The sequence below is a fragment of the Amycolatopsis sp. FU40 genome (genome assembly GCF_021903635.1).
Taxonomy (GTDB): domain Bacteria; phylum Actinomycetota; class Actinomycetes; order Mycobacteriales; family Pseudonocardiaceae; genus Amycolatopsis; species Amycolatopsis dendrobii.
This window is the reverse complement of record NZ_CP091381.1, coordinates 8,865,935-8,879,171: the sequence shown is the minus strand read 5'-3', so window position 1 is coordinate 8,879,171 and position 13,237 is coordinate 8,865,935. Positions and strand designations below refer to the sequence as shown.

Below are 13,237 nucleotides of genomic sequence, written 5' to 3'. Positions count from 1 at the left end.
GGGAGGAACGGATTCCGGCGGCCGAGGATTCGCGAGCAACTGGCGATGCGGCCGCAGACGCCGGGAGCAAATCAGCGCCCCCAGCCCCAATGCCAGGGCTTGAAGGCACCACGCCGGGAAGCGGTCAAGGCCCGTCTGCCCAGGACGAAAGGCTGGCAAACCCAGGCTGGCTCGTCACTGGCCAGCCGATGGCAAGAGCCGCATTGTCGTCTGCGAGGGGAACCTGAAGGAATCTGATTCCCTCAGGACTCCCCGCACGACCCGGTCAAGGAGCGCGGAACCAGCCCTCACCCCTGCGGGCGGACGAACGGAAAGAGCACCGTCTGCCGGATGGACGTTCCGCTCAGCATCATCAGCAGGCGGTCCACTCCGAGGCCCAGTCCGCCGGTCGGGGGCATGCCGTGTTCCAACGCCAGCAGGAAGTCCTCGTCCAGCTCCATCGCCTCGACGTCACCGCTCGCGGCGCGCAGCGACTGTGCCTCCAACCGGCGGCGCTGTTCCAGCGGGTCGGTCAGCTCCGTGTACGCGGTTCCGACTTCCGAGCCGAACGCGATGAGGTCCCAGCGTTCGGCCAGGAGCGGGTCGATCCGGTGCTGGCGAGTCAGCGGGGAGACCTCGGTCGGGTAGTCCGTGTAAAACGTCGGCAGGACCGTCGAGCCTTCGACCAGGTGCTCGTGTGCCTTCAGGACCAGGTCGCCCGCGCTGGCTTCCTCCGGAACCGGGACCCCGGCGGCGGCGCACAGTTTTCGCAAGGTCGCGACGGGCGTGTGTGAGTCGACTTCCTCGCCCAAGGCGTCCGAGACGGCTTTGTGCACCGGGATCACGGGCCAGTCGCCGGAGATGTCATGTTCGACGATGCGGCCGTCGGCGTCTGGGCGTCGCACGATCTGTGCGCCGTACGCGGCTTCGGCGGCGTACTGGATCAGGTCGCGCATCAGGTGGCGCATCGCGTTGTAGTCCGCGTACGCCTGGTACGCCTCCAGCATCGTGAATTCCGGGTTGTGGGTCGCGTCGACGCCCTCGTTGCGGAAGTTCCGGTTCAGCTCGAAAACCCGCTCGACGCCGGCCACGCACAGGCGCTTCAGGTACAGCTCCGGAGCGATCCGCAGGTACATCCGCATGTCGTACGCGTTGATGTGCGTGACGAACGGCCGTGCGTTGGCGCCACCGTGGATGGCTTGCAGCATGGGGGTTTCGACTTCGAGGAAGTCGCCCTGGTGCAGGCGTTCGCGGACGGCGCGGACGACCGTCGAGCGCAGGCGGAGCATATTCGCGGAGTCGGGGTTGACCGCCAGGTCCAGGTAGCGCTGACGGACGCGCGTCTCCGGGTCGGTGAGGCCCTTTCGCTTGTCCGGCAACGGGTGCAGGCACTTCGCGGTGATTGTCCATTCGTCCACGAGCACCGACAGCTCGCCGCGGCGGGAGGTGATGACCTCGCCGCTCACGCCGACGTGGTCGCCGAGGTCGACGCCGGTGCGCCAGCCGGTCAGGTCGAAGACCTTCGCGTCGAGCATCAGCTGCAGTTCGCCGGAGAAGTCCTTGATCCGCGCGAAACACAGCCCGCCGAGGGTGCGCAGGGCAAGCACCCGTCCGGCCACCCGGACGCGTTTTCCGGTGTGAGAGTCCGGTTCCAGTCCGGAAAACGAGTGCACGATGTCGCCGAGGTGGTCTTCGCGGGAGAAGCCGACCGGGTACGGGTCCACCCCGAGTTCCCGCAGTTTGTCCACTTTGGCCACTCGCACGCGGACCTGTTCCGGACGGCGCTTGGCGCGCGGCACGACCTGTGCCGCTTCCTCGTCGATCCGCCGGACCTGTGCGACGAAGTCCTCCCCCACGTTCTCCAGGCGCAGCGACCGCGCGCGTCCGGTGGGCACGAAGCCCTCCAGCGCGCCCGCGACGATGCCGACTCGCGGGAGCCGCCGTGCCGAGGAGTAGCAGAGGAACCGCGGTTCCCACTCCGGGCCGTACTTGGCGTTCGACCGGTACAGCGACTCCAGTTGGAAGAACCGCGACGCGACGCCGAGCACCGCCCGCCACGCGCGCAGTACCGGACCAGCGCCGATCCGCTCGCCTTCGGAGAACACCGCGCGGAACATCGCGAAGTTCAGCGAGATCCGCTGTGCGCCGATGTGCTGGGCGGCCGAGACGACTTCGGCGACCATGAACTCGTTGAGCCCGTTTTCGGCGTCCCGGTCGCGGCGCATCAGGTCGAGGGAAAGGCCTCGGCGGCCCCACGGAACGAACGACAGCAGGCCGCGCAGTTCGCCGCGCGCGTCGTACGCCTCGACCATCACGCTGCGGCCGTCGCTCGGGTCGCCGAGCCGACCGAGCGCCATCGAAAAGCCTCGTTCGGTCTCGTCGACGCGCCATTGCTGCGCGCGGGCGAGCAACTGCACCATCTCGTCTTCGGGGATTTCGCTGTGCCGCCGGACCTGCGCGGTGTACCCGGCGCGCTGGATCCGTTTCACTGCCTGCCGCACGGACTTCCGTTCGGGGCCGGTAAGCGAGAACTCGCGGACGTCGAGGACTGCTTCGTCGCCGATCTGCAGCGCGCGCAGCCCCGCGGCGGCGTACACCTTCGCGCCCTTCTCGCTCGCGCCGAGCACACCTGGCGTCCAGCCGTACGTACGCGCTTCGTGGAGCCACGCCTGCACTGCATCCGGCCATGCGTCCGGATCGCCGATCGGGTCCGCGCTCGCCACGGTGGTCCCGGCGAGCACACGGTACGTCACCGCGGCGCGGCCGTTGGGCGCGAACATGACGCTCTTGTCGCGACGCGTAGCGAAGTAGCCGAGAGAGTCGTCTTCGCCGAACTCCCCCAGCAGACGACGCAACTGCAGCTCTTCGTCGTCTGTCCGAATGCGACGGCTGCGTACGCCGCGAAAGAGCGTGTACAGGGCAGCGGTGGACACGAAGGTCGCGCCAAGGTCGAGAACCACGTCGATCCACGCCGGGCCCTCGCCGACGCCGATCCGGCGCAACTGCAGGTTTTCGCCGGTGGCGTGGTTGACCACCCAAGCGAAGCGCTCCCACGCGTCGCCAAGACTGCCCGGGAACACCTCGGTGAGTGCCCAGCCGAGCACGATCACCCCGAGGAACCCGACGAACAGCACGGTGAGCCCGTTCCACCAGGCGCCAGGGGCGAGCCGCGCGGGGAACGCGGGCCGCAGCGACAGCAGGAAGACGATCAGCAGGATCGAGATCGCGTCGGCGATGGCGAGCGCGCCGACCTGGGTCGGGATGTGGCGCATCTGCCGGGCAGTGAGGGTCAGCAGGTCGGGAGCCCACAGCAGCAGCGCCTGAAGGACCAGCGTGGTCACCAGGCCGGCGACCTGGAACAGCACGAGCACGTACAGCGCGGCCTTCTTGCGCCTGCGCAGCGCCGCCCCGAGCACGACGAGCAGCAGCACGATCACCAGGCTCGAACTGGTCGGCACGCTCACCACGCCGAATGCCATGTCGATGCCGTTCAGCAAGTGCCCGTGCCGTCCGCCTGCCAGCAGCAGCACGACCGAGAAAAGCGCTGCGAGCTGCACGACAGTGGCCACGAGACCGCCGGCGCGGGCCTTCCAGCCGAGGCTGCGCGGGCGGGAGCTCACTGGGGTTCCCATTGGATCCTTCCTGGGCGGCGCAGCCGCTCCGTTGAGGGAGGCGGTGGGGCGGCAGCCGGGCTTTCTTGCGGCGCGACCGTTAGGGGACGCGCCGGACCTTCTCACCACCGAGCGCATATCGGCCCGATGCCTATCAAGACGTCACAGGAGGCAAAACGGTTGTCGCTACCCGGCCGTGTGAAGCTGGTCGCACGACCTTGGGGCCCTCCGGCGCGCGTGTCACGCTGTGTCCGGTACTGACTCCACGACCCGGGGACCTCAGCGAGGCCTCGAGGGAAGGACGGTCGACGACGATGTCTGCCCAGTCTGCCCACCCCGACGGCGCCGCCGGCGAGGTGGCCGCCCCTTACGGAACCGGCCCCGCGACGGGAGCCGGGCCGGCCAAGCCGCGAAAAGTCCGGATTCACCATCTGCGCGAGCTGAAGGACCGCGGCGAACCGTGGCCGATGCTCACCGCTTACGACATGTATACCGCCGAGCTTTTCGACGAAGCAGGCATCCCCGTGCTGCTGGTCGGCGACTCCGCGGCGAACAACGTGTTCGGTTACGACACGTCGCTGCCGGTCACCGTCGACGAGCTGCTCCCGCTGGTCCGCTCGGTCACCCGGGCGGCGAAACGGGCGCTCGTGGTGGCCGACCTGCCGTTCGGCTCCTACCAGCTTTCCCCGGAGCAGGCGCTGGCCACGTCCGTCCGGTTCATGAAGGAGGGCCGCGCGCACGCGGTCAAGCTCGAAGGCGGGCACCGGTTCGCGGCGCACGTCGAAGCGCTCACCTCGGCCGGGATCCCGGTCATGGGCCACATCGGGTTCACCCCGCAGAGCGAGCACAATCTCGGCGGCTACCGGGTGCAGGGGCGCGGCGAAGCGGCGGAGAAGCTGCTCGCCGACGCGCTGGCGCTGCAGGAAGCCGGCGCGTTCGCGGTCGTGATGGAGATGGTCCCCGCCGAAGCGGCGAAGCGTGTCACGCACGAGCTGAAGATCCCGACGGTCGGCATCGGAGCCGGTCCGGACTGCGACGCCCAGGTGCTGGTCTGGCAGGACATGGCCGGGCTGCGCCGCGGCAAGGCGCCGCGGTTCGTGAAGCGGTACGCCGACGTCGCCGGGGTGCTGCAGAGTGCCGCGACGGCGTTCGCCGAGGACGTCCGGCGCGGCGAATTCCCGGCGCCTGAGCACGCGTTCCACTGAGCTGCCTCGTGAGTGCCGGTGCGAGCCGGCACTCACGAGCGGCGGAACCGTTCGGCGAGTTCCGGATCGTTCTCCCACCACAATCCCTTCGCCGGCGCCTCGCCTGCCGCTGCCTCCTCGTCCAATTTCCGGTCGAGCCGTTTCGCCCGTTTTTCGTCGTCGCGCGCCCACCTGATGAAGAGCGCGCCGACGAACGGCAGCCCGGCGACGTCTCCGCCGATCCACAGCACGCCCGCGCCGATGATCTGGTCCGTGCGCCGGTCCGGGCCCCAGTCGCGGTGCACGGCGTCGTAGTGCGCGGGCGCGAGCAGCGGGCCGAGCCACAGCACGAGGCCGAGCGCGCCGTCGAACACCACTTCGGTGAACGAGATCCACACTGACACCAGGTGCGAGCCGTTGCGCGGCGTCGGGTCGAGCTGTACGCGGCTGTAGAAGTACAGGAAACCGGCCAGTACGAGCGCTACGCGTACGAGGCCGCCGACGACCGCCGAGTCGAGCGAAAGCTCGTACAGCGGTGTCAGGTAGATGAGCAGGAACGGCGCGATCAGCACCACGGTGACGCACAGCGGGAACGTGATGAACTGCGCGAAGCGGCCACGGCCGTGCGTACGCAGCCAGGTGGCGAGTTTGGGCGGCGCGGTGCGCATCAGCAGCGTCACGGGCGCGCCTAGCGCCAGAAGCAGCGGCGTGACCATTAGCAGGACTGTGTTCTGCGTGGCGCGGACCCAGAACAGCGTCGTGTCGTACACGCCGAGGAACGAGCACGTGACGAGGACGAGCGTGGCCAGCCCGGAGAGGAACGCTGTGGTCCGCCCCGCTGACCACTCCTGACGGCGGGCCGCGGCGACGTACCCGACGCCTAGCGCGAGCGCGACGACCACGGCCGGGACGTCGAAGGTCCAGGCCGTGAACAACGTCGATCCGCTCAGCGGCGGCAGGTCAGGCACGATTTCGATGCGTTCAGTGTGCACCCGGCGAAATTGCGCCTTACGCCGCCCCTGACACCGCGAAGAAGATCAGGCTGCCGATTCCGGCGACGGCGCAGTAGATGGCGAAGGGGGTCAAGGTGCGCGTTTCAAAGTATTTCGTCAGAAAACGGACAGAAATGTAGGACGCGATGAACGCCACCACGCTGCCGACCAGTGCCGGACCGAGCGACGGCTTGTTCTCCGGCGTGAAGAGCGTCGGCATCTTCAGCGCGCCCGCGGCGAGGATCACCGGCGTGGCCAGCAACCAGGCGAACCGGGCGGCGTCCTCGTGGTCGAGCCCGCGCCGCAGACCGGCCACCATGGTGATGCCGGAGCGGCTGATTCCGGGCAGCAGAGCCAAAATCTGCGCCGAACCGATGAGCACGGCCTCTTTCACGCTCAGCTTCGACAGCCGGAGGTCGGTGGCCTCGTCGACGGTCACCGCGCGCATCACCATAGTGTCCTCGGCGCTGAAGTCGATCGTCTCCTCCTCGCGCGCGACCGCCGTCTTGGGCTTCCGGGAGAACTTCTCCGCGGCGTAGAGCACACCGCCGTTGAGGGCGAGGAAGATCGCCGACGGCACCGGTTTGCCGAGGACGTCGCGCAGCAGGCTTTCCAGCAGCAGCCCGGCGATCCCGACCGGGATCGTGGCGAGGATGAGCAGCCACGCGAGCCGCTGGTCGGCCGTGCGGACCTCACGACGGCGGATCGACGTCCACAGGCCGGTGACGATGCGCACCCAGTCGCGCCGGAAGAAGAGGATCAGCGCGATCGCGGTGGCGACGTGCATCGCCACGAGCACGGCGAGGTACGGCGAATCCTTCCCGATGCTCAGGTCGCGTCCCCAGCTTCCGCCGACGAGCGCGGGCAACAGGACGCTGTGCCCGAGACTGGACACCGGAAACAATTCCGACACGCCTTGCAAAGCGCCGACGACAATGGACTCGAGGTAGCTGACCGCGGACATTCACGAAGCCTTTCTCGCCGCAGTTCGGGCATTCCGCGGAAAAGCTACCGAGGACCGGGTTAACTCCGAGCAAGCCGGGCGGGAACAGAAGCAGGCGACACTTTCCGGCCACGCTTTGTTCACTCTGTTCACATCCATGAACATCAATCATGTACTTGACCAGTGTTCTCTCGATGTCTTAGCGTGAGCGCACGCCGCATCCGAAGTCATCGAGCCTCGACGAGGAGGGTTGGAATGCGCGTCCGCGATCGAGTTCTGGCAGCAACCGCCGGAGCCGCAGCACTGCTCGCACTCGCCACACCCGCGGCGTCCGCCGGGACCGTCCCGGTGAAGAATTCCGCCGAGCTGAAGACGGCGCTGGCCTCGGCCAAGCCGGGCACCACGATCCAGCTGGCCGCGAACACCACCTACACCGGCAACTTCAAGGCCGCCGCCAGCGGCACCGCGAACGGGCGGATCACGCTCACCGGCCCGCGCAGCGCGGTCGTGCAGGCGTCCGGCGGCCGTACCATCGAACTGACCGGCAGCTACTGGACGCTGTCCGGCTTCACCGTCACCGGTGGCCAGAAAGGCGTGATGGCGCTCGGCGTCAACCACACGCTGGTCGACGGGCTCAAGGTGACCGGCATCGGCAACGAGGGCATCCACTTCCAGCACGGCAGCAGCGACAACGTCGTGCAGAACTCCGAAATCTCCGACACCGGCAAGGAAAACGGCGGTTTCGGCGAGGGCATCTACTTCGGTTCGGCCAAGAGCAACTGGCCGGACGGACAGCCCGATCACAGCGACCGCAACAAGGCGATCGGCAACAAGATCGGGCCTGACGTGCGCGCGGAGTCGATCGACGTCAAGGAAGGCACCACCGGCGGCGAACTGCGCGGCAACACCTTCGACGGCACCGGCCAGAGCGGCGAGAACTACGCCGACAGCTGGGTCGACGTGAAGGGCAACGGGTACCTGGTCACCGGCAACAAGGGCAGCAAGGTCTTCGTGCACGACGCCACCTACGGGTCGTTCGAGGTCCACGTGCAGCTCGACGGCTGGGGCAAGGACAACACCTTCTCGGACAACACCGCGGACGTGCAGGCGCCCTCGGCCTACGGTTTCTACGTGGTCAAAGCGGCCACCGGGAACAAGGTCTGCGCCAGCAACAAGGTGACGAACGCCGGGAAGGGCTTCGCGAACGTGGCCACGACACCAGGCTGCTGACCGCGATCACAGACGGGGGCCCGCTCAGCCCGGCGGCGGGGGCGGGCCCCCACCCACCTCCTCGTGAGTGTTCCTGCCGGTTCTCGCCGGCAGGAACACTCACGACCCCAGGTGTGGTGCGGCTGCCGGGGTTCGGGAAGAGTGTCCGGTATGGACGAGCTTTACCCGCCGATCCCGGTGCGCGCCGACGGAATGCTGGACGTCGGCGACGGGCACCGGATCTACTGCCAGGAAGCCGGCAACCCGCGGGGGAAGCCGGTGGTGGTGCTGCACGGCGGGCCGGGAAGCGGCACCGCCCCGATGACCCGGCGGCATTTCGACCCCGAGGCGTACCGGATCATCCTGTTCGACCAGCGCGGCGCCGGTCGCAGCACACCCAACGCGGGCGAAAGCTTGTCGGCGAATACGTTGTGGCACTTGGTATCCGACATGGAGCTGCTGCGCGAACGGCTGAACATCGAGCGGTGGCTGCTGTTCGGCGGGTCGTGGGGTTCGACGCTTGCGCTGGCGTATGCGGAAACCCATCCTTCGCGGGTGTCCGAAATGGTGCTGCGCGGGATCTTCACCGTGCGGCAACGGGAACTGGACTGGCTCTATCGTGGCGGGGCGGCGAATCTCTTCCCCGCGGAGTGGGACGCTTTCCTCGAGCCGCTGGACGAGCGGCAGCAGGAAGATCCGCTCGCCGGGTACGCGGAACTGCTGCACTCCCCCGACCGTGCGGTGCGCGAGCGGGCCGCGATCGCTTGGAGCGTCTGGGAAGGCGCGACGGTGGCCTTGCTGCCGCAACAGTCCTTTGTGAACCAATACGCGAATCCGCAGTTCGCGCTGACATTCGCTCGCCTTGCCGTGCACTACTTCCAGCAAGGCGCTTGGCTGGAAGAAGGCCAGCTGATCCGGGACGCCGGACGGCTCGCCGGGATTCCCGGAGTGTTGGTGCAGGGGCGTTACGACGCGGTGTGCCCGCCGATTACGGCATATCAGTTGCACCGCGCTTGGCCTGGTTCGACGTTGAAACTCACCGAATCCGCGGGGCACGCGGTCACTGATCCCGGCATTCTCGCCGCTCTCCGCGAGGCTACGGACGGCTTCCGCTGAAAGCCGTGAAGAGTTCCTTGAAGGAATCTGGTTCCCTCAAGGAGCCCTTCACGGACCTTCGGAGCTAGATCCGGCCGCCGCTGGAGCTGTCGCCGCCGGAAAGCCGCTGTGCCAGGTAAACCGGCACCGTCGAGACGATGATCAGCACCGCCGCGACCACGTTGACCACCGGGGCCTGGTTCGGGCGGAACAGGTTGTTGTAGATCCAGATCGGCAGCGTTTCCATGCCGGTGCCAAGGGTGAAGGTCGTCACGATGATCTCGTCGAACGACAACGCGAACGCCAGCAAACCGCCTGCCAGCAAAGCGGATCGCAGCATCGGGAACGTCACCAGGCGGAACGTCGTCATGCCGTCCGCGCCGAGGTCCATGGACGCTTCTTCGAGATTCCCGCCCATCCGGCGCAACCGGGCGACCACGTTGTTGAACACCACCACGATGCAGAACGTGGCGTGCGCGATGATCGCCGTCATCAGGCCGAGATCGAGGCCGAAGATCGTGCGGAACGCGTTGTTCAGCGCGATGCCGGTGACGATGCCGGGAAGCGCGATCGGCAGGATCACCAGCAGCGACAACGAGTTGCGCCCGAAGAACCGGTACTTCTGCAATGCGAACGCGGCCATCGTGCCGAGCACCAAAGCGATCGCGGTCGCCGAGAGCCCGGCGATGACGCTGGTCCACAAGGCGTGCAGGGCGCCCTCGTTGGTGATCGCCCGGCCCCACCATTCCAGGGTGAAGCTCTTGGGCGGCCAGCCGAACGTGGTGTCGGCGTTGACCGAGTTCAGCAGGACCACCAGCAGCGGGAAATAGATCACCGCGAATCCGATGCCGAGCGCGGTCCACAACAGCACCCGGGCGGGTTTCGACATCCGCACGGCGGTCTCCTAGAGGTTGTCCAGCGCACCGGTGCGACGCACCGCGGCCAGGTAGACGAGCATGATCACGACCGGAACCGTCGCGACGGTCGCGGCGAACGGCAGGTTGTTGGCCGCGCCGATGTTGTCGTACACGACGTTGCCGAGCATCTGCGAAGTACCGCCGACGATCTTCACCGCGATGTAGTCGCCGAGCGACAGCGAGAAGGTGAAGATCGAACCCGCGACGATCGCCGGGAACGTCAGCGGCAGGATCACCGAACGGAACGTGCGGAACGATTTCGCGCCGAGGTCGCCGGAAGCGTCCACCAAGGACGTCGGAAGCTTTTCGAGGCCCGCGTAGATCGGCAGGATCATGTACGGGAGCCAGAGGTAGGACAGCGTGATCACGGTCGCGGTGACACCGTATCCCGGGCCGGAGATGCCGAGCGGGTTCAGCAGCCAGTTGAGGACTCCGTTGCCGGACAACAGGGTCCGCCACGCGTACGCCTTCACCAGGTAGCTCGCCCACAGCGGCGTCATCACCATGATCACCAGCAGCCGCTGCGCCCGCGGCGAGGCGAGTTTGGCCATGGCGAACGCCATCGGGAACGCGATCACCGCGTCGATCACGGTCACCAGCAGCGCGATGCCGACGGTGCGGAACGTGATCGTGCGATAAACGGAATCACTGAAAAGAGTGACAAAGTTGTCGAAGGACCAGTCGGTGACCACCTTGCCGGTGAAGACGTCGGTGGACCAGAAGGCCGTGATGAAGAGGGCGGCGAGCGCGCCGAGGTAGGCCAGGCCGAGCCAGAGCATCGGCGCGGTGAGGAGAAGTCCGAGGCGCAGCTTGGGTTTGCGGTGGAAGAAAGCCGAGATGCGGTGACTCGGCGGGCTCACGGCGGTCATGTCTTAGCGCTTTCGGGTGTGGAAGGGAGAAAAGCCGAGGGCTGCGGGAACATTGGGGAGGGCCCGCAGCCCCCGGCGGGCTCGCGGATGCCGGCGCGGTGGGTACCGGCATCCGCGAGAGTCACATCAACCCTTGATCTCGGTCCAGGCCCGGGTCCAGTCGCCGTAGTCCTTGCACTTGACGTCCGTGCGGCCGTCGAGGCACTGCGGGATCGGCGTGGTCCAGTACTGGATCTTGGCGGCGTACGCGGCGTCGTTGGCGTGGTAGGTGTCGCACAGCGACTTGTCCTTGAACTCAGCACAGGCCTTGGAGTTCGCCGGGGCCTCCCCGAAGTACTCGGCGACCTGGGCGTTCACCTTCGGGCTCGTGATGTAGTCCATCCACTTGTACGCACACGTCTTGTGCTGCGACTTCGCGGAGACCATCCAGGTGTCCGACCAGCCGGTCGCACCCTCGCTCGGCACCGTGGCCGCGACCGGCGCGCCCTCGCTCTTCGCGAGGTTCACCGTCACCTGCCAGGCCGTGCCGATCACGCCGTCGCCGCTCTTGAGCGACTGCGTTTCCTTGAGGTAGTCCGACCAGTACTCCTCGACCAGCGGGCGCTGCTTCTTGAGCAGGTCCGTGGCGGCCTTGAACTGCTTGTCGTCCAAGGCGTACGGGTTCTTGATGCCGAGGTCGGGCTGGTGCGCCATCAGGTACAGCGCGGCGTCGGCGATGTAGATCGGCGAGTCGTAGGCGATGACCTTGCCCTTGAACTGCGACTTCTCGTCGAACATCGGCGACCACGACTTCGGCTCCGGCTGCACCTTGTCGGTGCGGTAGGCCAGGACGTTCGCGCCCCAGCCGTGCGGGATGCCGTAGGCGACGTTGTTGACGCTGTTCCACGACTTGTTCTTGAGGAACGGGTAAATGTCGTTGTAGTTCGGGACGAGCGCGGTGTTGACCGGCTCGACGTCACCCGAGGCGACGAGCCGCAGCGAGGCGTCGCCGGACGCGGAAACCACGTCGTACTGCCCGGTCTTCATCAGCGTCACGGCCTCGTCCGAGGTGCCGAACGGCTTGACGTTGACCTTGCATCCGGTCTGCTGCTCGAACGGCGTGACCCAGTTGACCTTCGGGTCGTTCGAGCCGTTTTCCGCGTAACCGGGCCACGCGAGCACGTTCAGCTGGCCTTCCGGCTGTCCGAGCTGCGTCAGCGCGTTCAGCTTCGGCGGCGTGAAGCCCTGTGCGCCCGGCGCCGACCCCGCTTTGGAGTCGGAGCCCGAGGTGCCGCAGGCAGCGAGCAGGAGGCTTACGCCGCACAGTCCTGCGAGCAGCGTCTTCCTGTTCTTCATAGCGAGAGAAACCTTCCCGTGAGGAACTAGCCGGCTTCGGGGACCCGGAAACTGTGTTCGCGGCGCCAGCGCAGGCGGACGCGACCGTCGGCGAACTCGGTCGGCTCGCTGGTGTTCTGGCGGACAACGGACAATTGGCCCCCGGCATCGAGCGCGACAGCGTAGCGCACCGTCGAACCGGCATAAACGACATCCGTAACCGAACCGGTCGCAGAAGTCTCTCCGGGACCGGCCGGAGACGCAAGGTCTCCGTCGATGCGGATCTTCTCCGGCCGGATGCTGTAGACGCCCGGCCTGCCGATCACCGCCTCGGCGCTGCGCCCGCTGAGCAGGTTCGATGTGCCGACAAACCCTGCTACGAAAGCACTTGCCGGGCGTTCGTAAACTTCGACCGGAGTACCGACCTGTTCGATGCGGCCCGCGTTGAACACGGCGATCCGGTCGCTCATGGTGAGCGCCTCGTCCTGATCGTGGGTGACGAAGACGAAGGTGATGCCGACCTCGCGCTGGATCTGCTTGAGCTCGACCTGCATGGTCTGGCGCAGCTTCAGGTCAAGTGCGCCAAGGGGTTCATCCAAAAGCAACACTTTCGGGTGATTTACGAGAGCGCGGGCGAGCGCGACCCGCTGGCGCTGCCCACCGGACATCTGCGACGGCTTGCGGTCGCCGAAGTCCTCCAGCCGCACCGTGCGCAGCGCTTCCTTCGCACGGTCGCGGCGCTGCGCTTTCGCGACCCGCTTGACTTTCAGGCCGTACTCCACGTTCTGCTGCACCGTCATGTGCGGGAAGAGCGCGTAGTCCTGGAAAACCGTGTTGACGTCGCGGTCGAACGGAGCCAGTTGGCTGACGTCCTTGCCTTCGAGTTCGATCGTGCCCGCGGTGGGCAGTTCGAACCCGGCGATCATCCGCAGCACGGTGGTCTTGCCGGAACCGGACGGGCCGAGCATCGAGAAGAACTCGCCGGGCGGGATGTCGAGGTCGACCCCGTCCACGGCGCGCACCTTGTCGAAGTGCTTTTCCAGTCCGGTGAGCCGGATCGCCGGCTGCCCGGTCTGCGGACGCCTTCCCGGCGGCCGGGTCTCGGCGGGGGCTTGATGGGGCAT

Annotated in this window: 10 protein-coding genes; 3 read left to right on the top strand and 7 right to left on the bottom strand. The window is 67.2% G+C overall.

Annotation, left to right across the window (positions count from 1 at the left end):
* Nucleotides 1–287: 287 nt before the first annotated feature.
* Nucleotides 288–3,611, bottom strand: coding sequence for a bifunctional lysylphosphatidylglycerol synthetase/lysine--tRNA ligase LysX (gene lysX, locus L3Q65_RS42125; RefSeq protein ID WP_237598111.1), 3,324 nt, complete (start codon nt 3,609–3,611; stop codon nt 288–290).
* A gap of 293 nt (nt 3,612–3,904) precedes the next feature.
* Between lysX and panB the strand changes: the two genes are divergently transcribed.
* Nucleotides 3,905–4,795, top strand: coding sequence for a 3-methyl-2-oxobutanoate hydroxymethyltransferase (gene panB / locus L3Q65_RS42120; protein WP_182896312.1), 891 nt, complete (start codon nt 3,905–3,907; stop codon nt 4,793–4,795).
* 32 nt (nt 4,796–4,827) lie between these two features.
* Here panB and L3Q65_RS42115 read toward each other — a convergent pair whose 3' ends face one another.
* Together L3Q65_RS42115 and L3Q65_RS42110 are read right to left on the bottom strand one after the other, a co-directional pair.
* The gene (locus L3Q65_RS42115; RefSeq protein WP_182896313.1) at nt 4,828–5,766 is read right to left on the bottom strand and encodes a cytochrome c oxidase assembly protein; all 939 of its coding nucleotides are present in this window, start codon (nt 5,764–5,766) and stop codon (nt 4,828–4,830) included.
* Nucleotides 5,767–5,782: 16 nt separating this feature from the next.
* On the bottom strand, nt 5,783–6,730 hold the full coding sequence (locus L3Q65_RS42110) for an undecaprenyl-diphosphate phosphatase (RefSeq protein WP_182896314.1): 948 nt from the start codon (nt 6,728–6,730) through the stop codon (nt 5,783–5,785).
* Between the two features lie 234 nt (nt 6,731–6,964).
* Here L3Q65_RS42110 and L3Q65_RS42105 point away from each other — a divergent pair, with 234 nt between their 5' ends.
* Entirely contained in the window at nt 6,965–7,939 is a 975-nt protein-coding gene (locus L3Q65_RS42105) for a right-handed parallel beta-helix repeat-containing protein (protein ID WP_182896315.1), read from the top strand.
* A 150-nt stretch (nt 7,940–8,089) separates the two neighbouring features.
* Nucleotides 8,090–9,034, top strand: coding sequence for a prolyl aminopeptidase (pip, locus tag L3Q65_RS42100; protein WP_182896316.1), 945 nt, complete (start codon nt 8,090–8,092; stop codon nt 9,032–9,034).
* Between the two features lie 64 nt (nt 9,035–9,098).
* On the opposite strand, the gene L3Q65_RS42095 is transcribed toward pip, so the two are convergent.
* From L3Q65_RS42095 to L3Q65_RS42080, 4 genes are all read right to left on the bottom strand, one after another.
* Nucleotides 9,099–9,902, bottom strand: coding sequence for an ABC transporter permease (locus tag L3Q65_RS42095; RefSeq protein ID WP_220508625.1), 804 nt, complete (start codon nt 9,900–9,902; stop codon nt 9,099–9,101).
* 15 nt (nt 9,903–9,917) lie between these two features.
* A complete protein-coding gene (locus L3Q65_RS42090; RefSeq protein WP_182896318.1) occupies nt 9,918–10,799 on the bottom strand; it encodes an ABC transporter permease in 882 nt (293 codons plus the stop codon).
* Nucleotides 10,800–10,925: 126 nt separating this feature from the next.
* Nucleotides 10,926–12,134, bottom strand: coding sequence for an ABC transporter substrate-binding protein (locus tag L3Q65_RS42085; RefSeq protein WP_043834899.1), 1,209 nt, complete (start codon nt 12,132–12,134; stop codon nt 10,926–10,928).
* Between the two features lie 26 nt (nt 12,135–12,160).
* Nucleotides 12,161–13,237 carry an ABC transporter ATP-binding protein gene (locus tag L3Q65_RS42080; RefSeq protein ID WP_182896319.1) on the bottom strand — a complete coding sequence of 359 codons (1,077 nt, stop codon included), beginning with the start codon at nt 13,235–13,237 and terminating at the stop codon, nt 12,161–12,163.

Excerpts from the sequence above, each read along its gene's own strand:
- L3Q65_RS42090 (WP_182896318.1), bottom strand. The coding sequence starts at position 10,799 with ATGACCGCCGTGAGCCCGCCGAGTCACCGCATCTCGGCTTTCTTCCAC.
- L3Q65_RS42110 (WP_182896314.1), bottom strand. The coding sequence starts at position 6,730 with ATGTCCGCGGTCAGCTACCTCGAGTCCATTGTCGTCGGCGCTTTGCAA.
- L3Q65_RS42105 (WP_182896315.1), top strand. The coding sequence starts at position 6,965 with ATGCGCGTCCGCGATCGAGTTCTGGCAGCAACCGCCGGAGCCGCAGCA.
- L3Q65_RS42085 (WP_043834899.1), bottom strand. The coding sequence starts at position 12,134 with ATGAAGAACAGGAAGACGCTGCTCGCAGGACTGTGCGGCGTAAGCCTC.
- L3Q65_RS42080 (WP_182896319.1), bottom strand. The coding sequence starts at position 13,237 with ATGCCCCATCAAGCCCCCGCCGAGACCCGGCCGCCGGGAAGGCGTCCG.
- panB (WP_182896312.1), top strand. The coding sequence starts at position 3,905 with ATGTCTGCCCAGTCTGCCCACCCCGACGGCGCCGCCGGCGAGGTGGCC.
- L3Q65_RS42095 (WP_220508625.1), bottom strand. The coding sequence starts at position 9,902 with ATGTCGAAACCCGCCCGGGTGCTGTTGTGGACCGCGCTCGGCATCGGA.
- pip (WP_182896316.1), top strand. The coding sequence starts at position 8,090 with ATGGACGAGCTTTACCCGCCGATCCCGGTGCGCGCCGACGGAATGCTG.
- lysX (WP_237598111.1), bottom strand. The coding sequence starts at position 3,611 with ATGGGAACCCCAGTGAGCTCCCGCCCGCGCAGCCTCGGCTGGAAGGCC.